Genomic DNA, 22,433 nt, shown 5'->3' on the forward strand with positions numbered 1-22,433 from the left:
AAAGAATTTTGGCGGAAGATCACAGGAGTCGAACCTGCCCGGGAACGCTGGCGTCCCCAACTGGATTTGAAGTCCAGCCACCTCACCGGAGATGACGATCTTCCGCGCCTGCATTGCTACATGGAGGCGGGGCGCATTATAGCTACTTTCAGGCATTTACCACATACCCCGGCACACTTTTTTCACCTCTCTTTTGACCTTAACACCCCTGTTTCAGTTAATTCCTAAGAAAATCCTCAGGTTAGCATTTCGTGCTCGTCAATATTTACCGCGATCACAAAAAACAAGAAACGTAACCAGCTAACCAGAAAACGCAATACCCGCTCCTGAAACAATGGTTTAAAAATCTGTAACCGGTCTCAGCGCCCCCTACAGCGTGAAGGATAAAAAAATGAGCGACGTATTGTCAGTAAAAGAGAAGATTGGCTACGGCATGGGTGACGCCGCCAGCCACATCATTTTCGATAACGTTATGTTATACATGATGTTTTTCTATACCGATATCTTCGGCATTCCTGCCGGGTTTGTCGGCACGATGTTCCTGCTGGCACGTGCGCTGGATGCGATTTCGGACCCGTGCATGGGCCTGATCGCCGACCGTACCCGCAGCCGCTGGGGTAAATTCCGGCCGTGGATACTGTTCGGAGCTATCCCGTTCGGCATTGTCTGCGTGCTGGCCTACACCACGCCGGACCTTAGCCTCAACGGCAAAATGATCTATGCCGCCATTACCTACACGCTGCTGACGCTGCTCTATACCGTGGTTAACATCCCTTATTGCGCCCTGGGCGGTGTGATCACCAACGACCCGACGCAGCGTATCTCCCTGCAGTCCTGGCGCTTTGTGCTGGCGACCGCGGGCGGCATGCTCTCGACGGTACTGATGATGCCGCTGGTTAACCTGATTGGTGGCGATGACAAAGCGTTCGGTTTCCAGGGTGGGATAGCCGTGCTGTCGGTGGTCGCGTTCCTGATGCTGGCGTTCTGCTTCTTCACCACCAAAGAGCGCATCCAGGTGCCGCCGAGCACCACCTCCATGCGCGAAGACCTGCGAGATATCTGGCACAACGACCAGTGGCGTATTGTTGGTGTGCTGACCATTCTTAATATCCTCGCCGTCTGCGTGCGTGGCGGCGCGATGATGTACTACTGCACCTGGATCATGGGCTCGCCGGAAATCTTTGTCGCGTTCCTCACCACCTACTGTGTCGGCAACCTGATTGGCTCTGCGCTGGCGAAACCGCTCACCGACTGGAAATGCAAGGTCAGCATCTTCTGGTGGACCAACGCCGCCCTGGCGGTGGTCAGCGTGGCGATGTTCTTCGTTCCCATGCATGCCACGGTGGTGATGTTCACCTTCATCTTTGTGATTGGGGTGCTGCATCAGCTGGTGACGCCGATCCAGTGGGTCATGATGTCCGATACCGTCGACTACGGCGAATGGACCAACGGCAAACGTCTTACCGGCATCAGCTTCGCGGGCACGCTGTTTGTGCTGAAACTCGGCCTGGCGCTGGGCGGGGCAATGATCGGCTGGATGCTGGCAGGGGGTGGTTATGACGCCGCAGCTAAAACCCAGAACAGCGCGACCATCAGCATCATTATCGGCCTGTTCACCCTGGCCCCGGCGGTCTGCTACGTGCTGAGCGCCATCATCGCCAAACGCTACTACACCCTGAAAACGCCCTTCCTGACCAAAATCATGAGCGAGCTGGCACACGGCGCGCGCCGCAATCAGCAGGAGTTTGACAACCTGCCGGTGAGTAAAGAATTACAGAACTAAGAGGACGAGAGTATGAAAATCAGTGATGGAAACTGGCTCATTCAACCGGGCCTGAACGTCACCTGCCCGGTTCAGGTGTTCGATGTAGAGCAGCAGGGCAATGACCTTGTGGTGTACGTGGCGCCGCGTGATGTACGAGAACGTACCTGGCAGCTTGATACCCTGATGTTCACCGTCCGCCTTTTCTCCCCGCAGGAAGGGATTGTCGGCGTGCGTATCGAGCACTTCCAGGGCGCGCTGAACAACGGTCCGCACTATCCTTTGAATGTCATCAAAGAGGTGAACGTTGAGATTGAAAACAATGCCGAATTTGCTGAGCTGAAAAGCGGTCACCTCAGCGTGCGCGTCACCAAAGGCGAGTGCTGGGCGCTGGATTTTCTGCGCAACGGACAGCGTATTACCGGCAGTCAGCTGAAAAACAACGGTTACGTGCAGGATACCCGTACCGATCGTCATTATGTTTTTGAGCGTCTGGATCTGGGCGTAGGTGAAACGGTCTACGGCCTCGGCGAGCGCTTTACCGCGCTGGTGCGTAACGGCCAGACGGTCGAGACCTGGAACCGCGACGGCGGCACCAGCACCGAGCAGTCCTACAAAAACATCCCGTTTTATCTGACCAACCGCGGCTACGGGGTGCTGGTGAACCACCCGGAAAACGTCTCGTTCGAAGTGGGTTCGGAGAAAGTCTCCAAAGTGCAGTTCAGCGTCGAAGGGGAGTATCTGGAGTACTTCGTGATCGACGGCCCGACGCCAAAAGAGGTGCTCAACCGTTATACGCGATTCACCGGACGCCCGGCGCTGCCGCCCGCGTGGTCCTTCGGCCTGTGGCTGACCACGTCGTTCACCACCAACTACGATGAAGCCACGGTGAACAGCTTTATTGATGGCATGGCGGAGCGCGACCTGCCGCTGCATGTCTTCCACTTCGACTGCTTCTGGATGAAGGCCTTCCAGTGGTGTGATTTTGAGTGGGACCCGGTGACCTTCCCGGATCCGGAAGGGATGATCCGCCGCCTGAAGGAGAAAGGGCTGAAGGTTTGCGTGTGGATTAACCCGTACATCGGCCAGAAGTCGCCGGTATTTCGCGAACTGAAAGAGAAGGGCTACCTGCTCAAGCGCCCGGACGGCTCCCTGTGGCAGTGGGACAAATGGCAGCCGGGCCTGGCGATTTATGACTTCACTAACCCGGACGCGTGTCGGTGGTATGCCGACAAGCTGAAAGGCCTGGTGGATAGTGGCGTCGACTGCTTTAAGACCGACTTTGGCGAGCGCATCCCGACGGACGTCCAGTGGTTTGACGGTTCCGATCCGCAGAAGATGCACAACCACTACGCATACCTATATAACGAACTGGTGTGGAACGTACTGAAAGAAACGGTGGGCGCGGATGAGGCGGTGCTGTTTGCCCGCTCGGCGTCGGTAGGTGCGCAACAATTCCCGGTGCACTGGGGTGGCGACTGTTACGCCAACTACGAGTCGATGGCGGAAAGCCTGCGCGGCGGGCTGTCGATTGGTCTGTCCGGCTTTGGTTTCTGGAGCCATGACATCGGTGGATTTGAGAACACCGCGCCGGCACACGTCTACAAACGCTGGTGCGCGTTTGGGCTGTTATCCAGCCACAGCCGCCTGCATGGCAGCAAATCTTACCGCGTACCGTGGGCGTACGATGATGAGTCCTGTGATGTGGTGCGTCACTTCACTCAGCTGAAATGTCAGATGATGCCGTATCTCTATCGCCAGGCTGCCCTGGCTCGCGAGTATGGCACACCGATGCTGCGGGCGATGATGCTGGAGTTCCCGGACGATCCGGCATGCGATTACCTCGACCGTCAGTACATGCTGGGGGAGTCGGTGATGGTAGCCCCGGTGTTTTCTGAGGCCGGTGACGTGCAGTTTTACCTGCCGGAAGGGCGCTGGACCCATCTCTGGCATAACGATGAAATCAAGGGCAGCCGCTGGCATAAACAGCAGCATGATTTCCGCAGCCTGCCGGTCTATGTGCGCGATAACACCCTCCTGGCGTTGGGCAACAATCAACAGAAACCGGACTACGCCTGGAACGAAGGGACAGCTTTCCAGCTGTTTAACCTGGGCGATGGCGCGATGGCGGTGAGCAAAGTGCCCGCGGCGGACGGTTCTGTGGCATTTACGCTGAAAGCCACACGCAGCGGCGACACCGTGACCATTACCGGCACAGGTGACGCGCGAAACTGGTCGGTCTGCTTGCGCAACGTGCAGAAACTGAGTGGCGTAAAAGGCGGCTCAGAGGCCGGAAGCGAGTGGGGCGTGGTGGTGAAAGCGGAGGGTAATGAGGTGGTGGTACACCTTTAATTTTCCTCACCCTGACCCTCTCCCCAACGGGGGGAGGGAAGGGTTTGCTTCTTCTTCCTTTCAGGGAGAGGGCAGGGGCGAGGATAGTGTCGACACCTCTCCCCCCGTCATCGTCTGTTGCACCTGCTGTTTATCCATATTTACCGCATTCAGTTTCCCGTTAACCGTCGGCTTCAGCGGTGCGTTGGCCTGCACGCTGCCGCTGGCGGTTAGCTGGATATTGCCATCACCGCCAATGGGCAGCGCCGGCCAGCCCCACGCCTGCAGCACGTTGAGTGGCACGCCGCGTCCGTTCAGGCTGATTGTGGTCTGCCGTGGCGGAAGCTGTGAAACCGTCGCCGTGGCTTCCAGAATGCCTTTTTCGGTGAAAGCACTCAGGTCGGTAATGTTTACCGTTGAGGCGTTAGCGTTCAGCGCCAGCGACGGACGACGCACGTCCACGCGGTTAAAGGTCGCCGCCGCGCCGTTCAGCGTTGCGCTGCCACCCCATACGCCCCACTGGCGATCTTTCGCCAGCTGCAGGTTCGCACCATAGCCATCAAGAGAGGTGATTTGCCACGGGAAGGCCGGGTCGATATCAATAACCAGGTTACGGCTCAGGCCGAATTTTTTCAGTGTCAGGCTGTTCAGCCATTCCGGTAACGGCTCCATCCACAGCGTTTTCCAGTTCTGCGGCAGAGTGTATTCCAGCCCGGCGATGGCGACATCGTCCAGCACCAGCGCGTTACCCTCGCGCAGCCAGTTGCCGGAAGCACGTACCATGCCGCCCTCCCAGCGGGAGGTAAACTGGCGCAGCGCCACGCCTTGCGGGGAGAACTCCGCATTCATGATCGGGTCGAACAGATGCAGAGAGCCATAAATAAACTCGCTGGCGTTCATGGACAAACGCCCCTCCTGACTTTGCCAGTCGCCTTTGCTGAGTGTCAGGTTGCGCAGGCTTAAATCGAGATCGGTCACCGCCCAGTCCGGCCCCTGCAGGCGTGCGTCAGTCACTTCCAGACGGCCAATCTGCAGCGAGGGAATGGTGGTCAGAGGCGCGAAGAAATCCACCAGTGACTTATCGCTTTGCAGGCGGATCTCATTCAGACGCATGGTGTCGATAATCCAGCTGCCGTCAGCGTTGCGCAGGGCGGACCCGGTGAGCGAACCGCGCGCCATATCGGCACCAATGGTGTTCAGCACCACCTCTTTGCCGTTGAGTTGTCCCTGGATCAGCACGTTGGTGGCCGGCACGCCGTTCAGGGTAAGCGAGCCTGCGCTCACCTGGATCTGTGCGTTTTTACCCAGCACATTGCCTGCTTCTGGCTGCCACGGGCTGACGCCGCCCGTCACTTTCTGTGCGCTGAGATCCCATTCCGTATTGGGGCTGTTAAAGGCCATGTTATCCAACTGCAAACGGTCCGCCTGGAACGGGAGCGGTGCCGTCTGAGGAGAAAGATTAAGCGTGCCATCGAACAGGGTAATGGTGTCCATATGCAGCGGATCGGTGACCTGTCGGCTACTCAGACCAATATCGACTTTCCTGGCCACCAGCGTGGCGGGTTTACCGTCGCGGCCAAACGTGACGTTTTCCAGAATGATGTGGGAAGGTGACGAAAAGCGGTGATCCATCAGGTCGAAATTGAGTTCGTAATCGGTATTCACCGTTATCCAGTTGCTGGCCTGAGATGCTCCCCAGCGGGTCTGGAGCAGAATATAGAGCGCCAGCACCACAATGAGCAGGGCCACCAGAAGATAGACGAGTACCTTTCCAATAAATTTCATGGTCTTCCATCCCGCGAAACGCACATAAGGGAGTTATGCACGATTTATGCGCAATGCTCAAGGCGGGAATGGTGTAAAGAGATGTCACGGCAGGCGTTGACAGCCTGCCGTGAGGGCGATCAATTTTTCTCAGGCGGGAAAACGAGGTTCAGAACAATCGCGGTGATACCGCCTGCCGCAATGCCGGAAGAGAGCAGGTTTTTCACCCAGTCCGGGGCAAACTGCAGGATCAGCGGTTGCTGTGAAACACCCAGACCCACGGCCAGCGACAGGGCAATGATCATGATGGCGCGGCGGTTCAGCGGTTCGCGAGAGACGATACGTACACCAGAAGCCGCGATGGTCCCGAACATCACCAGCGTTGCGCCGCCCAGCACCGGTTCAGGTATATGCTGCACAAAACCGCTTACCGCCGGGAACAGGCCGAGGACGATCAGCATCAGCGCCACCACAAAACCGACGTAGCGGCTGGCAACGCCAGTCAGCTGGATCACGCCGTTGTTCTGGCCGAAGCAGGAGTTCGGGAAGGTGTTGAAGACTGCAGAGACAAACGAGTTCAGGCCGTTCGCCAGCACGCCGCCTTTCAGGCGTTTCATATACAGCGGGCCGGAGACCGGCTGCTCGGAGACATCAGACGTGGCGGTGATATCGCCAATCGTCTCCAGCGAGGTGATCATAAAGACCAGCATCAGCGGCAACAGCAGACCCCAGTCAATGCCCAGGCCGTAGTACAGCGGCGTTGGAATGGTGATCAGCGCACTGTTGGTCTGCGGGGTATTCTCCGGCAGCATACCCAGCGCCCAGGCCAGCAGATAACCGGCCGCCATGGCGATCACCAGCGATGCCACACGCAGATACGGGTTACGCTGACGGTTTAGCAGAATAATGATTGCCAGCACCACGCCGGCCAGCAGCAGGTTTTTCGGTGCACCAAAAGTGTGGTCGCTCATTGCCGCATAACCGCCACCGATGGAGGTCAGGCCAACCTGAATCAGCGACAGGCCAATGATCATCACCACCACGCCGGATACCAGCGGCGTGATCACGCGGCGCGCCAGGTGCAGTACCCGGGAGATCACCATCTCGGTGCAGCTGGCCAGCATCAGCGTGCCAAACAGCGCCGCCATCATGGTCGGAACATCCGCGCCGCCGGTTTTGAGGGCTGTACCGCCCATGATCAGCGGTGCGACGAAGTTAAAACTGGTGCCCTGGATCGACAACAATCCAGACCCCACCGGGCCCCACGCTTTAATTTGAATAATGGACGCCACGCCGGAGGCAAAGAGGGACATACTGATGATGTGCTGTGTATCCTGAGCCGGTAAACCAAGCGCCTGGCAGATCAGCAGCGCCGGGGTGATCACCGCAACGAACATAGCCAGCAGGTGTTGGCAGGCGGCAAAAAGCGTCTGAGGAAGAGGCGGACGGTCTTCAAGGCGGTAAATCAGTTCGCTATTTTGCTTCTGCGCAATCGGTTGCGCATCGGGAGACTCAAGGGTGTTAACGGACATCGGCGGCAATCCCACGGTGGAAAAGCGGGCATTTTATCTGACCACCTGGTAAAAGCAAACGATTGCCAACAAAAAAAAACAAGAAAATCTGCCGCTGTGAGCAGGTTTTCTACAACCCATGGGGAAAAAAAATTACACTTTTTGCGCCGGCGGCTCATGACGAGCGCAAGCCGGCCCAGGATAACGCCGCGTGTGTATGGAACACGCGCATAACAGGAGCCTTTTATGATTCATCTCGATACGTTGTCGACCCTTGTTGCCGCAACGCTGGTCTTACTGCTTGGCCGTAAGCTCGTACACAGCGTTTCCCTTCTGAAGAAATACACCATTCCTGAACCTGTTGCCGGCGGACTGCTGGTGGCGCTGGCCCTGCTGGTGCTGAAGAAAAGCATGGGCTGGGAAATTGATTTTGATATGTCCCTGAAAGATCCGCTGATGCTGGCCTTCTTTGCCACCATTGGCCTGAATGCCAACCTGGCGAGCCTGCGGACGGGTGGCAAAGTGCTCGGCGTATTTCTGATCGTGGTGGTAGGACTGCTAGTGATGCAAAACGCCATTGGTATCGGGATGGCCACGCTGCTGGGGCTGGATCCGCTGATGGGGCTGCTGGCCGGATCAATAACCCTCTCTGGTGGCCACGGTACCGGGGCGGCGTGGAGCAAGCTGTTTACTGAGCGCTACGGCTTTGAAAACGCCACCGAAGTGGCGATGGCCTGCGCCACCTTCGGTCTGGTGCTGGGCGGCCTGATCGGCGGGCCGGTGGCGCGGTATCTGGTGAAGCACTCTGGTACGCCAGACGGAAGACCGGACGATGAGCTGGTGCCCACTGCCTTTGAAAAACCCGACGTCGGACGCACCATCACTTCGCTGGTGTTGATTGAAACTATCGCGATGATTGCCATTTGCCTGACGGTGGGCAAAGTGGTTGCGCAATGGCTGGCAGGTTCAGCGTTCGAGCTCCCGACGTTTGTGTGCGTGCTGTTTGTCGGGGTGTTGCTGAGTAACGGTCTGGCGCTGATGGGCTTCTACCGCGTATTTGAACGTGCCGTATCGGTGCTTGGCAACGTCTGCCTGTCGCTGTTCCTGGCGATGGCCCTGATGAGCCTCAAGCTCTGGGAGCTGGCCTCACTGGCACTGCCGATGGTGGCTATTCTGGCCGTTCAGGCGCTGTTTATGGCGTTCTACGCCATGTTTGTGACCTGGCGCATGATGGGCAAAAACTACGATGCAGCAGTGCTGGCGGCGGGGCATTGTGGGTTTGGTCTGGGGGCAACGCCGACGGCTATCGCCAACATGCAGGCGATCACCGAACGTTTTGGGCCTTCGCATATGGCGTTTCTGGTGGTCCCGATGGTCGGGGCGTTCTTCATTGATATCGTCAACGCGCTGGTGATCAAGCTTTACCTGATGCTGCCGATGTTTGCCTGAGATCAGGCGTTGGAATAGCGTTCGGTTTCCGGCATCCAGCGCTCAATTAACGCTGCCGCCTGTTCGGGGTAGCGCTCATGAATATGGCGTGCGAGGCGCTGAACTTCGGGGATCATGTCCTGATCGCGCAGTAAATCCGCCACTTTGAATTCGGCGTTACCCGTCTGACGCGTGCCCAGCAGTTCGCCTGGGCCGCGGATCTCCAGGTCTTTTTGTGCAATCACAAAACCGTCGTTACTGTCGCGCAGCACCTGCAAACGCATCTGTGCGGTTTTCGAGAGCGGTGCTTTGTAGAGCAGCACGCAGTGAGAGGCGACAGCACCGCGGCCAACGCGGCCGCGCAGCTGATGGAGTTGCGCAAGGCCAAGACGTTCCGGGTTTTCGATGATCATCAGGCTGGAATTGGGCACGTCTACGCCGACTTCAATCACCGTTGTGGCAACCAGCAAATGCAGTTCACCCTGTTTGAACGACTGCATCACCGCCTGTTTCTCAGTAGGCTTCATCCGCCCGTGAACCAGACCCACGTTCAGCTCGGGCAGCGCCAGTTTCAGCTCTTCCCACGTCGCTTCCGCAGCCTGCGCTTCAAGCAGTTCAGACTCTTCAATTAACGTGCAGACCCAGTAGGCCTGACGGCCTTCGTGAGTGCAGGCGTTGCGCACGCGGTCGATGATATCGCTCCGGCGCGTGTCCGGAATGGCGACCGTGGTGACCGGTGTACGGCCCGGCGGCAGTTCGTCGATGGTCGATGTATCGAGATCGGCGTAGGCGGTCATTGCCAGGGTGCGCGGGATAGGTGTGGCAGTCATGATCAGCTGATGCGGATGGAAGCCCTGCTGTAGCCCTTTCTCCCACAGCGCCAGTCGCTGGTGTACACCGAAGCGGTGTTGTTCGTCGATAATCACCAGGGCAAGACCATTAAACTGCACCTGCTCCTGGAAAATCGCGTGCGTGCCGACAATCATCTGTACCTGACCGCTGGCAATGGCGTCCTGTTGTGCCTGACGCGCTTTACCTTTTTGCTTCCCGGCAAGCCAGCCCACTTCAATCCCAAGCGGGGCAAACCATGCGCGGAAGTTATTAGCGTGCTGTTCAGCCAGCAGTTCGGTGGGGGCCATTAGCGCCACCTGCCTGCCATGGGCAATCGCGCGCAGGGCTGCCAGGGCTGCAACCAGCGTTTTACCGGAACCCACATCCCCCTGAACCAGGCGCATCATGGGCACATCAAGCGCCATATCGCGTTCAATCTCGGCCGTGACGCGTGCCTGTGCACCGGTGGGTTTAAACGGCAGGGAGGCCAGCAGCTTATCTTTGAGTTCATCTCGCGGGCTTAAGGGCTGGGCATGAAAACGCTGCGCGCCCGCCCGTACCGCCAGCATGCTCAGGTTATGAGCCAGTAATTCCTCAAGGATAAGACGCCGTTGAGCGGGGTGTTTGCCGCTTTCCAGGTCACTAAGCTGCAGGGTTGGCGGCGGGCGGTGCAGGGTGCGCAGCGCCTCGGGCAGACTCATCATGCCCTGAGCCAGCTCAGGCGGCAGTAGCTCGGTAATGGCGCAGGTATCCAGCAGTTCCAGCGCCTGGTCGGTGAGTTTACGCAGCGTTGCCTGCTTGATGCCTTCGGTCGTCGGATAAACCGGGGTCAGAGTCTCCTGCAGCTCCGGCGTGCTCAGATCTCCCTGAACGCGATACTCCGGGTGGATCATCTCTGCGCCGTATTTCCCGCGTTTGGCTTCACCATAGGCCAGCACCCTGCGACCGGTCGCAAGGCTGTTTTTCATGGCCGCATTGAAGTTGAAAAAGCGCATGGTGAGAATGCCGGTGCCGTCGCTGATCTGACAGGTCATCATCCGGCGTCCGCCAAAGGTGATATTGCAGTTCAGTACTTCGCCTTCAACGGTGGCGTAAATGGCAGGCAGCAGATCGCCAATCTTATAGAGTTGGGTGCGGTCTTCATAACGCAGGGGGAGATGGAGCAGGAGATCCTGCACGGTATGCAGGCCAATTTTTGCCAGTTTACTGCTTTGCGCCGCACCTACGCCCGTCAGGCTATTGAGCGGTATGGCATCCAGCAGACGGCCTTTCATCGGTTATCCTGCGTACTGCATGGTGGCCCACCACTCGGCATCGGCTTCAATTTCGCCCTGCGCGTTGACGTGGGGGTACGGCAGTTTTTTCTGTTTCGCGACGCGAGCCAGCACCGGGTAACCACCTTCGAACAGCAGGCGCTGCTGCTCCTCTTCCGGCAGCATGCTGTTGCTGCGCTTGTACATACCCGCGTTCTGACGCTGGCGCTGCGCTTCATAGAGAATGAGCGCAGAGGCCACGGAGACATTGAGAGACTGCACCATGCCGATCATAGGGATGATGATATCCTGATCCGCCAGATCCAGCGCTTCCTGGGTGATCCCGGTTTTCTCCTGACCCATCAAAATACAGGTCGGGCGGGTGTAGTCGATCTCACGAAAATCGACGGCTTTTGCGGACAGGTTAGTGGCCAGGACCTGCATACCGCGACCTTTCAGGTGCGATACGGCTTCGCCAATAGTCTGGTGGGTTTTGACGGACACCCAGCTGTTACTGCCTGCGGCAGTTGAAGCCATGGTTCGCATGCGGGCACCCGGCCAGACGGCGTGCACTTCATGCACGCCTACGGCGTCTGCGGTACGGACAATTGCAGAGACGTTATGAGGTTTGTGGACCTGCTCCATGCAGACCGTCAGGTCAGGCTGACGCCTGGCGAGCATTTCGCAGATACGCTCGTAACGTTTTGAATTCATAAGTCTAGTTTCGGTTACGGGTGACTTTAATCACGTCCGGCATCACGCGGATCTTGCGCATAATGTTCGCCAGATGCACGCGGTCACGGGCGGTCAGACGAATAAAGGCGCTGTAGACGCGGCCATCTTTCTCTTCCGTGTTCAGGCTCTGAATGTTGGAAGAGGCCGTATTGATTGCTGCCGTCAGGTTCGCCAGGGCACCCTGGTGGTTGAACATATCCACCTTAATTTCGGTGATAAATTCCTGTGCCGTCTCTTTATCCCACTCGACTGCCATGAACTTCTCCGCCTCTTTTTGATAGCCGCGGATGTTACGACAGGATTCGTGGTGGATAACCAGCCCTTTACCCGGACTGACGTGCGCAATAATCGGGTCACCCGGGATAGGACGGCAACATTTCGCGAAGGTGATAAGTACGCCGTCCGCGCCTTTGATCGGCAGATGACCGTGGCTTTGCGTCGTCGTCGGGATCGCCGTGGTATCACCCTGCTGCAGGTTCTTCGCCACGACCACGCTCATGGCGTTGCCGAGGCCGATTTCTGCCAGCAGGTCATCAAGCGAGGCGAGCTTCATGCGCTCCAGCTCACGCTGAATGTTCTCTTTCGGGATCTCAGCCAGCTTACGGCTACCACCCAACGCATGGTTGAGCAGACGACGCCCCAGGCTGACAGAATCATCGCGCTTGAGGTTTTTCAGCAACTGGCGGATTTTGGCGCGTGCTTTGGAACTCACGACAAAGTTCAACCAGGCCGCGTTCGGACGTGCGCCCGGTGCGGTAATAATTTCCACCGTCTGGCCGCTGGAAAGCGGCTGAGAGAGCGGATAAGGCTGCCTGTCGACACGCGCGCCCACGCAGGCGTGGCCGATATCGGTATGCACGGCGTAAGCAAAGTCGACCGGCGTAGCGCCTGCAGGTAGTTCGACAATGCGGCCTTCTGGGGTGAAAACGTAAATCTCATCCGGGAAGAGATCGGATTTAACGCTCTCGATAAATTCAAACGAGCTACCCGCACTCTGCTGCAGTTCCAGCAGGCTTTGCATCCAGCGCTGGGCGCGGATTTGTGCGGTCGTACTGCTTTCGCCACCGTGCTCTTTATAAGCCCAGTGTGCAGCCACACCCATCTCCGCCATCTGGTCCATGTCTTCGGTGCGGATCTGCACTTCAACAGGCACGCCGTGTGGACCGATCATCGAGGTGTGCAAAGATTGATAGCCGTTCGCTTTTGGAATGGCGATGTAATCTTTCATGCGTCCTGGACGCGGTTTGTACAGGCTGTGCATCTGGCCCAGCACGCGGTAGCAGGTATCAGAGTCGTGGACGATCACGCGGAACGCGTAGATATCCATGATCGAATGAAAACGCTGCTCTTTGAGCACCATTTTGCAGTAGATGGAGTACAGATGTTTTTCGCGACCGCTGACGCGGCACGGAATTCCCGCTTCCTGTAAACGTCCTTCAATTTCAGAGAGGATCTTTTGAATCATCTCTTTACGGTTGCCGCGTGCGGCTTTCACCACCTCTTTAATCACGCGATAGCGGTTCGGGTATAACGCTTCAAAACCCAGCTCTTCCAGCTCGGTTTTAATGTGGTGGATACCTAAACGGTGCGCCAGCGGACTGTAGATTTCGAGGGTTTCACGGGCAATGCGGCGACGTTTGTCCGGGCGAAGTGAGCCCAGCGTGCGCATATTGTGGGTACGGTCAGCAAGTTTGATAAGAATGACGCGGATATCCTGCACCATCGCCATAATCATCTTGCGAAAGTTTTCGGCTTGCGCCTCTTTCTTGTCGCGGAATTTCAGCTTATCAAGCTTAGAGACCCCTTCCACCAGCTCGGCAACGCTTTTGCCAAACAGCTGTTCCATATCCTGGTAGGTGGCAGGGGTATCTTCGATCACATCATGCAGCAGGGCAGCCATCAGCGTTTCGTAGTCGAGTTTCATCTCGGCCAGAATACAGGCCACCGCTACCGGGTGCGTGATATAGGGTTCACCGCTTGAACGTGCCTGGCCCTCGTGAGCGTCACGTGCAACGAGATACGCCTGCTGAAGACGCTTAATCTGGTCTTCAGGCAGGTAAGTTTGAATCAGTTGATTCAGGCTTTCAAACAGATACAAGGGCGACCCGCAGGTTTAATTAACGACGACCTTCAGCAATGGCGGTTACGGCCTGCAGTTCTGCGGCTTCCTGCTCTTGCTGCTCCTGGCGCTCACGTACGTCGAGGATCTGATTGTTGATCAGACCTTCTTCGATTTCGCGAAGTGCAATAACGGTAGTTTTATCGTTTTCTTCCGGTACCAGCGGATCTTTACCGCCTACCTGCATCTGACGAGCGCGACGCGCGGCGACCAGCACCAGGTCAAAACGGTTACCAATTTTCTCTACAGCGTCCTGAACAGTTACGCGTGCCATACTTAAAATGCTCCACAGGTGAAGAAATGACTGGGCATGATACTGAAAGTGGGTTCAGTCTGCCAACAGTTTGGTGATTAATGCGTCATGTCGCTGCTTCTGGCGGCTCATACGCAAGCGTTCTGCGCGAAGAATGGTTTTGAGATCGCTCAGCGCGGCATCAAAATCATCATTCACAATAAGGTAATCATATTCCGCGTAATGGCTCATTTCTGCAACTGCCTGCTCCATACGCCGGGCGATCACTTCCTCGCTGTCCTGACCGCGGCCACGCAGTCGGCGATCCAGCTCATCTTTCGATGGCGGTAAAATAAAGATACTGCGTGAATCAGGCATTTTCTTGCGAATCTGCTGTGCGCCCTGCCAGTCGATATCCAGGAACACATTTACGCCCGTGGCCAGAACCTGCTCAATGGTTTCACGCGAAGTGCCGTAGTAGTTACCGAAAACTTCTGCGTGTTCAAGAAACGCGTCTCTGCCAATCATCGCTCTGAATTCATCGTGATCAACAAAGAAATAGTGTTCACCGTGCACTTCACCCGGACGCGGTTTACGCGTGGTGTGAGAAACAGAAACCTGTGTGTCGTACAACGGTTGGGTTTTTAACAGTGCCTGAATAAGGCTGGATTTACCCGCGCCACTAGGGGCAGAAACAATATAAAGCGTGCCTTGAGCCATGAGAGTCTTTTGTATGTGTTAACGAAGAAGTCCTACATACGGGCTTATTATACACGTCGCCGCTGTGTGACGTAGCCTTTGTCACACTTTTTCCCCTGCATTATTGAATTTTGCGCGCCGTTTTCAGGTTTTACAGCTGTTTTGCAGCAATAAAAATAAACGTCTGACAACGCCTCGCAGAGTGAAAGATGGCCATTAGCACGGTTTTCCGTGTCGGGTTATACCTCCACCAAAGTAAAGGAGGGGTGGCGATGTGGCGATGGATGAGCGGATTAATGCTGTTGTGGTGCGGCTACGGTGCGGCGGTGTGTCCCGTGTGGTCTCAGGCAAAAGCAGAGAAAGAGATTGCGACATTGAGTGCGCAAGTCAAACGCTGGGATGATGCCTACTGGAAGCAGGGCGTGAGCGAGGTGAATGACGACGTCTATGACCAGCTTAATGGCCGTTTAAAGCAGTGGCAGCGCTGCTTCGGCGATATACCTTCTGAGGAGGCCTTACCGGTTCTAACGGGGAGCGTAAGACATCCTGTTGCCCATACGGGAGTGCATAAAGCGGCCAGTAAAGAAGAGCTACGCCAGTGGATGCGTGGTCGTGACACTCTCTGGATGCAGCCAAAAGTCGACGGGGTGGCAGTGACGCTGGTGTATCGCGACGGAAAGTTAACCCAGGCTATCAGTCGTGGTGATGGGCTAAAAGGTGAGGACTGGACTGCACAAGTGTATTTAATTCCCGCAGTGCCCAAAAAAGTGACCGGTGCGCTGGCCAACAGCGTCTTACAGGGGGAGCTTTTTTGGTTACGTGACAACCATCTTCAGCGACAGATGGGGGGAATGAACGCACGGGCAAAAGTGGCGGGCGCGATGATGCGGCAAAAGGACAATCCGCTTCTGAGCCAGACAGGGATATTTATCTGGGCCTGGCCGGATGGTCCGAAAGTGATGTCGAGTGCGCTGTCTGAGTTATCTAAAGCCGGCTTTTCCCTGACGGCGCGTTATACCCTGCCTGTACAGACTGTTGATGCTGTCGAGAAACAGCGCTCGACGTGGCACAACACGGCATTACCCTTTGCCACGGACGGCATTGTGGTGCGGTCCGCGGATGCCCCTCCCGGCGAAAACTGGTTGCCCGGAGAAGGCAGCTGGGTCGTCGCATGGAAATATCCCCCGGTCGCACAGATCGCCGAAGTAAGAGATATTCATTTTGCCGTGGGGCGCACGGGAAAAATCTCAGTCGTGGCGGCGCTGGTCCCTGTCCTGCTGGATGATAAGCAGGTACAACGGGTCAGTCTTGGGTCCGTTGAACGCTGGCAAAGGCTGGATATTGCGACGGGTGATCAGATACAGGTCAGTCTGGCCGGGCAGGGTATCCCGCGGTTCGATAAGGTGGTCTGGCGGGGGGAAGAGAGACAAAAGCCCACACCCCCGGCCTCGCATTATCATGCGCAGAGCTGTTTTTACGCCTCGCCGGCGTGTATGGAGCAGTTCTTTGCCCGCCTGACGTGGCTTAGTTCAAAGCACGTGCTGAATATTGAAGGAGTCGGTGAGTCAGGCTGGCGGGCGCTGCATCAGGCGCATCATTTTGAACATATCTTCTCATGGCTGACATTAACGCAGGCGCAGCTGCAGTCTACCCCGGGGTTTTCCGCAGCACGCGGGCAGGCGCTCTGGCATCGCTTTAATCTGGTACGGGAGCGACCCTTTATTCGTTGGATCATGGCATTGGGTGTTCCGCTGACGCAGGCCTCGCTAAACGCTATGGGAGACCTGACGTGGCAGAAAATGCGTGAGCGTAACGCAGCAGACTGGCAGGCACTTCCCGGCACAGGAAAGGAGAAAGCCCGGCAGCTCGTTGCGTTTATTCATGATCCTGGCATTGCCGGCCTGGTTGCCTGGCTCGGCAAGCAGGGAGTGCAAGGATTCTGACGTGAGCTTGCTGTCGCTTATGGCTGATAAACGCCGCTATCTTATTGGGGAGAATAGATAGCGGCCAGTCAGTGGGTGTCCTGAGTGTAATGAAACACGGGCAGTCCCAGTTTCAAGCGCAGCGCAAGCAAGCGAGCCGTGAAGCCAAATAACAAGGTGGCGATGACCACGACGTCATGGCTGGAAACATAATGCTGTAAAGCGATATACAGAACGGCTGATGCAAAGGATATCCCGGCGTAGAGCTCTTTTTGAAAGACCAGGGGAATGCGTTTGCAGAACATATCGCGCAGTACGCCGCCAAATACGCCCGTCACGACTGCGGCAATAGTGGCAATCACCGGGCTTTCGCCCATATCCAGCGCAATTTGTGCCCCGATGATGGAGAACACGACCAGGCCCAGAGCATCAAGTACTAAAAACAGACGTCGAAGATGGGGCATTACAGGAGCAAGGATAGTGGTCAGCACTGCGGCGACAGCCACAATGATGATGTACTCGGGGTGCTTAACCCAGCCGAGAGGGTAATGCCCCAGCAGGATATCACGTACCGATCCGCCTCCCAGCGCGGTGGCGGTAGCAATAATGATGACCCCAAACGTATCCATACGACGGCGTCCGGCAGCGAGTGCACCGGTCATGGCTTCGGCAGTGATCCCGACGAGATAAAGGATATGTAGCAGCATGTGTTCCCCCGATATTGAGGGCAACAGGGTAGCGTTTTGTGCGGTCTGTCACGATTTAGTTTTTCTTGTGTGAGGATGTTAGCCTTATTTTTCGTAATGACTAAACGTTGTTTGGCTGGGTGTGATGGCGTTAAACGGTAACTTTCACATTACAATTATTCATGTTATAGGCGTTTGCCGCCGATAGCCTGTTCCGATAAAAAAATGGCCCCTGAACGGGGCCATGATGAGAAAGCGGCTTGAATAAAGCGTTACTCGATATTCTGGATCTGCTCGCGCATCTGCTCAATCAGCACTTTCAGTTCAATGGCGGAGTTGGTCACTTCAGCATTGATCGATTTCGAGGCCAGGGTGTTAGACTCGCGGTTGAACTCCTGCATCATAAAGTCGAGACGACGCCCTACGGCTTCTTTCTTCTTCAGGATGTTGTAAGTCTCTTTAACGTGCGCTTCCAGACGATCCAGCTCTTCGGCAACGTCAATGCGCTGTGCCATCAGCACCAGCTCTTGTTCCAGACGGGTATTTTCCAGCTGAACTTCCGCTTCTTCCAGTTTGGCCACCAGGCGCTCACGCTGCCATTGCAGGACCGCAGGCATATGGGTACGGACTTTAGCCACTTCGGTGGTCACGCCTTCCAGACGCTGCTCAATCATCGCTTTGAGGGCCTGGCCTTCAGTTTCGCGGGCAATGATAAAGTCATCCAGCGTGCTGTCGAGGGCACTGAGAATTTCAGCGGCAATCGTGTCCAGATCCTGCTCACCGGCGGCCATGACGCCAGGCCAGCGCAGAATATCGACCGGGTTAATTTCCCCTTCATCGCTTTGCATCTTGACCCAGTTCGCTGCAGTGACGAGCTGTTTCGCCAGTTTTTCGTTGAGGATCAGCTCACCCTGGGCGCTGGCATCAGGCTCAAAACGCAGGTTACATTCCACTTTACCGCGCGTCAGACGAGCACGGATACGCTCGCGTACAACAGGTTCAAGGCTGCGGAACTGCTCCGGCATACGGAAATACGTTTCCAGGTAGCGCTGGTTTACCGAGCGCATTTCCCATGTAGCGCTACCCCAGCTACCCTTGATTTCACGCCGGGCGTAGGCGGTCATACTGCGGATCATAGACATTCCCGTTTTTAAAGGAGAGATGGGGGATTATAGCTTTCGGGGGCTTCTCAGGATAGGAATAAGCGTCCTTTATCCGTATAATGCGCAGCCACATTCGTTTCAAGCCGGAGATTTCATCATGCGTCCAGCAGGTCGTAGCGCCAATCAGGTGCGTCCCGTCACTCTGACCCGTAACTATACAAAACACGCAGAAGGCTCCGTGCTGGTTGAGTTTGGTGACACCAAAGTGCTGTGCACCGCGTCCATCGAAGAGGGCGTTCCACGCTTCCTGAAAGGTCAGGGCCAGGGCTGGATCACTGCGGAATATGGCATGTTGCCGCGTGCAACCCATACCCGTAACGCCCGCGAAGCGGCAAAAGGCAAGCAGGGCGGCCGTACCATGGAAATCCAGCGTCTGATCGCACGTGCGCTGCGCGCCGCCGTTGATCTGAAAACACTGGGTGAATTTACCATTACTCTGGACTGCGACGTCATTCAGGCAGACGGTGGTACGCGTACGGCGTCGATTACCGGTGCATGTGTGGCGCTGGCTGATGCCCTGAATAAGCTGGTTGCAGCCGGTAAGCTGAAAACGAATCCGATGAAAGGGATGGTCGCGGCTGTTTCCGTGGGTATCGTTAACGGTGAAGCGCTTTGCGATCTGGAATACGTCGAAGATTCCGCTGCCGAGACTGACATGAACGTGGTGATGACTGAAGACGGTCGCATCATTGAGGTGCAGGGCACGGCAGAAGATGAGCCGTTCACCCATGAAGAGCTTCTTACCTTGCTGGCTTTGGCCCGAGGGGGAATTGAATCTATCGTAACGACGCAGAAGGCGGCGTTAGAAAATTGATTTTAAAGGCGACTGATGAGTCGCCTTTTTTTTGTTCGTACAAAAGCAAAAGTCGGAGGAGTAAGCCCATGAAATCCTGGCAGCGTGAGTTTATTGAGTTTGCGCTTAACAAGCAGGTCCTGAAATTTGGCGAGTTTACGCTGAAATCCGGGCGTAAGAGCCCCTATTTCTTCAACGCCGGACTGTTTAATACCGGGCGCGATCTGGCATTGTTAGGCCGTTTCTATGCCGAAGCGCTGGTGGACTCCGGCATTGATTTTGACCTGCTGTTTGGCCCGGCCTATAAAGGCATTCCGATTGCCACTACCACTGCGGTTGCGCTGGCGGAACACCACGACCGCGACGTACCGTACTGCTTTAACCGTAAAGAGGCTAAAACCCACGGTGAAGGCGGTAATCTGGTAGGCAGCGCGCTGCAGGGTCGCGTTATGCTGGTGGACGATGTGATCACTGCCGGTACCGCTATTCGCGAATCGATGGAGATTATTCAGGCTAACGGCGCTACGCTTGCTGGCGTGCTGATCTCTTTGGATCGTCAGGAACGCGGGCGTGGCGAAATCTCTGCTATCCAGGAAGTTGAGCGCGATTACGGCTGTAAAGTGACGTCGATCATCACCCTGAAAGACCTGATTGCGTATCTGGAAGAGAAGCCTGAGATGGCGGATCATCTGGCTGCGGTACGTGGGTATCGCGAAGCTTTCGGCGTGTAATATCAAGCCCGGTGGCGTTCTGCTTACCGGGCCTGAAGATTATTGCAGCTGTGCCGCCACTAACGGCCAACGGGCGTCAAAATCGTCCGTTGGACGGTATTTAAACTCGCTGCGTACAAAGCGGGAGAGCATGCCTTCGCAAAACGACAGGATCTGACTTGCCAGCAGCGTTTCATCGGTGCTGTAACCTTCACCCTCACGCATTTTTTTCTCGCGCAGTACCTGGCGCAGTTGTGCTTCAATACGTTCGAAGAGCTGGTTAATACGGCCCTGCAATCGGTCCTGCTCGAACATCAGCGCGTGGCCAGTCAGGATACGGGTTAAGCCCGGATTGCGTTCACCAAAGCCCAGAATGAGCTGCACAATCAGACGCAAACGCGCAGTCGTGTCTTTTTCGTCTTTCAGAATCAGGTTGATGCGAGTGATCAGACTGTCTTCGATAAATTCGATCAGACTGTCAAACATCCGGGTTTTGCTCGGAAAATGACGATACAACGCCGCTTCAGACACGCCCACGGAGGCGGCCAGTTTTGCGGTGGTGATGCGTTGACTACCATCGCTGGATTCAAGCATCAGCGCCAGAGATTGAAGTATTTCTTCGCGACGGTTCCTTTTCGCGGTTTGTTTTTCTGCCATGTTACAAAATACCCCTGAAAATAAGCACTTGCCAGGCTGGCATCCACACAGCGACCGCAAACTGACGTTTGCGGTTTGTTATTGCATTATGGCGCTGTGAGATACGTGTCGGTCGGGCGGTTATTTGCGCCCGGAATGGCCGAAGCCGCCTTCGCCACGGTCGGTGGCGTCAAAGTCTTCCACCAGGTTAAATTCTGCCTGAACCACCGGTACAAAGACCATCTGTGCGATACGCTCGCCCGGTTCAATGGTGAAGCTGTCCTGACCACGGTTCCAGACGGAAACCATCAGTTGACCCTGGTAGTCAGAGTCGATCAGGCCGACCAGGTTACCCAGTACCACTCCATGCTTATGACCCAGACCAGAACGCGGCAGGATCACCGCTGCCAGCGACGGGTCAGCAATGTGGATTGCCAGGCCGGTTGGGATCAGGGTGGTTGCACCCGGAGCCAGCTCTACGGCGTCATCGAGACAGGCGCGCAGGTCAAGACCGGCAGAGCCGGAGGTGGCATAGGTTGGCAGCGCAAATTGCTTACCAACACGCGGGTCCAGAATCTTAACGTCGATTTTTTTCATCATAACGGGTAACGATCTCGTCCAGTAATTGTTGGCCCAGGAGTTCCTTGCGCTCAAGCGGTAAGACTTTATCTCCATCCTGCCAGAAAAGGTGCAGTGCGTTGCTGTCGCTGTTAAATCCTTGCGTGGCCAGCGATACGTCGTTCGCGCAAATCAAATCGAGGTTTTTGCGGGTACGTTTTTGCCGGGCATATTCTTCCACATTATTTGTTTCTGCGGCAAACCCAACAACGTAAGGACGATGGCTTTTCAGTGCGGCGACACCCGCAACAATGTCCGGATTTTTCACCATTTTTAGTGTTAATTCATCGCCTTGCTTTTTAATTTTTGACCCGGAAATGGTTTCGGCACGGTAATCTGCAACAGCCGCACAGCCGATAAAAATCTGCTGGTTCTGCGCATGCGCCTGTACGGCGGCGTCCATCTCCAGGGCGGTGGTGACATCAATACGCTGCACGAACGGTGGTGTCGGTAACGAGACCGGGCCGCTCACCAGCGTGACCTTTGCACCGCGTTTTGCCGCCGCGGCAGCAATCGCAAAGCCCATTTTACCGGAGCTATGGTTGGTAATGTAACGCACCGGGTCCAGCGGCTCGCGCGTTGGGCCCGCGGTAATCATGATGTTGAGATGTTGCAGATCGTTGACAGGCGAAAAATGGCCGGCGGCCAGCTCAACGATGGTCAGCGGGTCAAGCATACGACCAGGACCCACATCACCACATGCCTGGCTACCGCTGTCCGGCCCCCAGATGAGCAGGCCGCGTGAGGCCAGCGTCGTCAGATTATGTTGGGTGGCGGCGTTGCGGTACATCTGCTGGTTCATCGCGGGGACGACGGCAACAGGTGCGGGCGTGGCCAGGCAAATGGTCGAGACCAGATCGTTTGCCATGCCGGCTGCTACGCGGGCAATTAAATCTGCTGTGGCGGGGGCAAGGATAACCAGGTCTGCCCATTTTCCCAGCTCAATATGGCCCATCGCGGCTTCGGCGGCCGGATCAAGGAGGCTGTCAGAGACGGGGTACCCTGAAACGGCCTGCAGGCTCAGAGGCGTGATAAAGGCTTTGCCGCCTTCCGTTATCGCGACCCGCACATCCGCCCCGCGCTCGCGCAAACGACGCACCAGCTCCGGCGCTTTATAGGCAGCGATACCGCCGCTCACGCCAAGAACGATTTTTTTACCGGCCAGGCTCATCATGATTCTTTCCTGTTGGGTTTCACCAGAGAGCGGGCATTTTATCACAATCCCAAAAAGGGGGTGATT

Annotated in this window: 18 protein-coding genes and 1 tRNA gene; 6 read left to right on the forward strand and 13 right to left on the reverse strand. The window is 56.2% G+C overall.

What is annotated here, in order from left to right; translation table 11 throughout:
• Positions 1–9: 9 nt before the first annotated feature.
• Positions 10–104, reverse strand: a tRNA-Sec gene (locus BH714_RS15575).
• Between the two features lie 287 nt (positions 105–391).
• Between BH714_RS15575 and BH714_RS15580 the strand changes: the two genes are divergently transcribed.
• Entirely contained in the window at positions 392–1,783 is a 1,392-nt protein-coding gene (locus BH714_RS15580) for a glycoside-pentoside-hexuronide family transporter (RefSeq protein WP_020882700.1), read from the forward strand.
• Positions 1,784–1,795: 12 nt separating this feature from the next.
• Positions 1,796–4,114, forward strand: a complete 2,319-nt coding sequence (gene yicI / locus BH714_RS15585) for an alpha-xylosidase (RefSeq protein ID WP_040018375.1) — start codon at positions 1,796–1,798, stop codon at positions 4,112–4,114.
• Between the two features lie 60 nt (positions 4,115–4,174).
• On the opposite strand, the gene BH714_RS15590 is transcribed toward yicI, so the two are convergent.
• The gene (locus BH714_RS15590) at positions 4,175–5,878 is read right to left on the reverse strand and encodes an AsmA family protein (protein WP_040018376.1); all 1,704 of its coding nucleotides are present in this window, start codon (positions 5,876–5,878) and stop codon (positions 4,175–4,177) included.
• Positions 5,879–5,997: 119 nt separating this feature from the next.
• Complete coding sequence (gene xanP / locus BH714_RS15595; protein WP_032679316.1) at positions 5,998–7,389, reverse strand: xanthine/proton symporter XanP; 1,392 nt, start codon at positions 7,387–7,389, stop codon at positions 5,998–6,000.
• 225 nt (positions 7,390–7,614) lie between these two features.
• On the opposite strand from xanP, the gene gltS reads away from it, so the two are divergent.
• Positions 7,615–8,817: a sodium/glutamate symporter gene (gltS, locus tag BH714_RS15600; RefSeq protein WP_014168040.1), complete on the forward strand. Its 1,203-nt coding sequence runs from the start codon at positions 7,615–7,617 to the stop codon at positions 8,815–8,817.
• A gap of 2 nt (positions 8,818–8,819) precedes the next feature.
• On the opposite strand, the gene recG is transcribed toward gltS, so the two are convergent.
• Genes recG through gmk form a run of 5 tightly spaced genes read right to left on the reverse strand, consistent with a single transcriptional unit; the run spans position 8,820 to position 14,686 of the window.
• Positions 8,820–10,901 (reverse strand): ATP-dependent DNA helicase RecG, encoded by a 2,082-nt coding sequence (gene recG / locus BH714_RS15605; RefSeq protein WP_040018377.1) that lies wholly within the window; start codon positions 10,899–10,901, stop codon positions 8,820–8,822.
• A 3-nt stretch (positions 10,902–10,904) separates the two neighbouring features.
• Positions 10,905–11,594, reverse strand: a complete 690-nt coding sequence (gene trmH, locus BH714_RS15610; RefSeq protein WP_014168042.1) for a tRNA (guanosine(18)-2'-O)-methyltransferase TrmH — start codon at positions 11,592–11,594, stop codon at positions 10,905–10,907.
• A gap of 4 nt (positions 11,595–11,598) precedes the next feature.
• Complete coding sequence (gene spoT / locus BH714_RS15615) at positions 11,599–13,713, reverse strand: bifunctional GTP diphosphokinase/guanosine-3',5'-bis pyrophosphate 3'-pyrophosphohydrolase (RefSeq protein WP_014168043.1); 2,115 nt, start codon at positions 13,711–13,713, stop codon at positions 11,599–11,601.
• Between the two features lie 19 nt (positions 13,714–13,732).
• The gene (rpoZ, locus tag BH714_RS15620; protein ID WP_000135058.1) at positions 13,733–14,008 is read right to left on the reverse strand and encodes a DNA-directed RNA polymerase subunit omega; all 276 of its coding nucleotides are present in this window, start codon (positions 14,006–14,008) and stop codon (positions 13,733–13,735) included.
• 54 nt (positions 14,009–14,062) lie between these two features.
• Positions 14,063–14,686, reverse strand: a complete 624-nt coding sequence (gene gmk / locus BH714_RS15625; protein ID WP_014168044.1) for a guanylate kinase — start codon at positions 14,684–14,686, stop codon at positions 14,063–14,065.
• Between the two features lie 251 nt (positions 14,687–14,937).
• Here gmk and ligB point away from each other — a divergent pair, with 251 nt between their 5' ends.
• A complete protein-coding gene (gene ligB, locus BH714_RS15630) occupies positions 14,938–16,608 on the forward strand; it encodes an NAD-dependent DNA ligase LigB (protein ID WP_040018381.1) in 1,671 nt (556 codons plus the stop codon).
• A gap of 68 nt (positions 16,609–16,676) precedes the next feature.
• On the opposite strand, the gene BH714_RS15635 is transcribed toward ligB, so the two are convergent.
• Together BH714_RS15635 and BH714_RS15640 are read right to left on the reverse strand one after the other, a co-directional pair.
• The gene (locus tag BH714_RS15635; RefSeq protein ID WP_020882694.1) at positions 16,677–17,294 is read right to left on the reverse strand and encodes a trimeric intracellular cation channel family protein; all 618 of its coding nucleotides are present in this window, start codon (positions 17,292–17,294) and stop codon (positions 16,677–16,679) included.
• Between the two features lie 251 nt (positions 17,295–17,545).
• Positions 17,546–18,409, reverse strand: a complete 864-nt coding sequence (locus BH714_RS15640) for a YicC/YloC family endoribonuclease (protein ID WP_020882693.1) — start codon at positions 18,407–18,409, stop codon at positions 17,546–17,548.
• Between the two features lie 124 nt (positions 18,410–18,533).
• Here BH714_RS15640 and rph point away from each other — a divergent pair, with 124 nt between their 5' ends.
• Both rph and pyrE read left to right on the forward strand, forming a co-directional pair.
• The gene (gene rph, locus BH714_RS15645) at positions 18,534–19,250 is read left to right on the forward strand and encodes a ribonuclease PH (RefSeq protein WP_040018383.1); all 717 of its coding nucleotides are present in this window, start codon (positions 18,534–18,536) and stop codon (positions 19,248–19,250) included.
• A gap of 68 nt (positions 19,251–19,318) precedes the next feature.
• On the forward strand, positions 19,319–19,960 hold the full coding sequence (gene pyrE, locus BH714_RS15650) for an orotate phosphoribosyltransferase (protein WP_014168048.1): 642 nt from the start codon (positions 19,319–19,321) through the stop codon (positions 19,958–19,960).
• Between the two features lie 39 nt (positions 19,961–19,999).
• On the opposite strand, the gene slmA is transcribed toward pyrE, so the two are convergent.
• The 3 genes from slmA to coaBC all read right to left on the reverse strand — a co-directional run bounded on the left by slmA (position 20,000) and on the right by coaBC (position 22,364).
• Positions 20,000–20,596: a nucleoid occlusion factor SlmA gene (slmA, locus tag BH714_RS15655; protein WP_020882692.1), complete on the reverse strand. Its 597-nt coding sequence runs from the start codon at positions 20,594–20,596 to the stop codon at positions 20,000–20,002.
• 120 nt (positions 20,597–20,716) lie between these two features.
• Positions 20,717–21,175 carry a dUTP diphosphatase gene (dut, locus tag BH714_RS15660; protein WP_014168052.1) on the reverse strand — a complete coding sequence of 153 codons (459 nt, stop codon included), beginning with the start codon at positions 21,173–21,175 and terminating at the stop codon, positions 20,717–20,719.
• Positions 21,153–22,364, reverse strand: coding sequence for a bifunctional phosphopantothenoylcysteine decarboxylase/phosphopantothenate--cysteine ligase CoaBC (coaBC, locus tag BH714_RS15665; protein ID WP_025206464.1), 1,212 nt, complete (start codon positions 22,362–22,364; stop codon positions 21,153–21,155). Before coaBC ends, dut begins: the two co-directional genes overlap by 23 nt.
• Positions 22,365–22,433: the final 69 nt, after the last annotated feature.

Origin of the sequence: Enterobacter ludwigii, assembly GCF_001750725.1 — a bacterium.
GTDB lineage: Bacteria > Pseudomonadota > Gammaproteobacteria > Enterobacterales > Enterobacteriaceae > Enterobacter > Enterobacter ludwigii.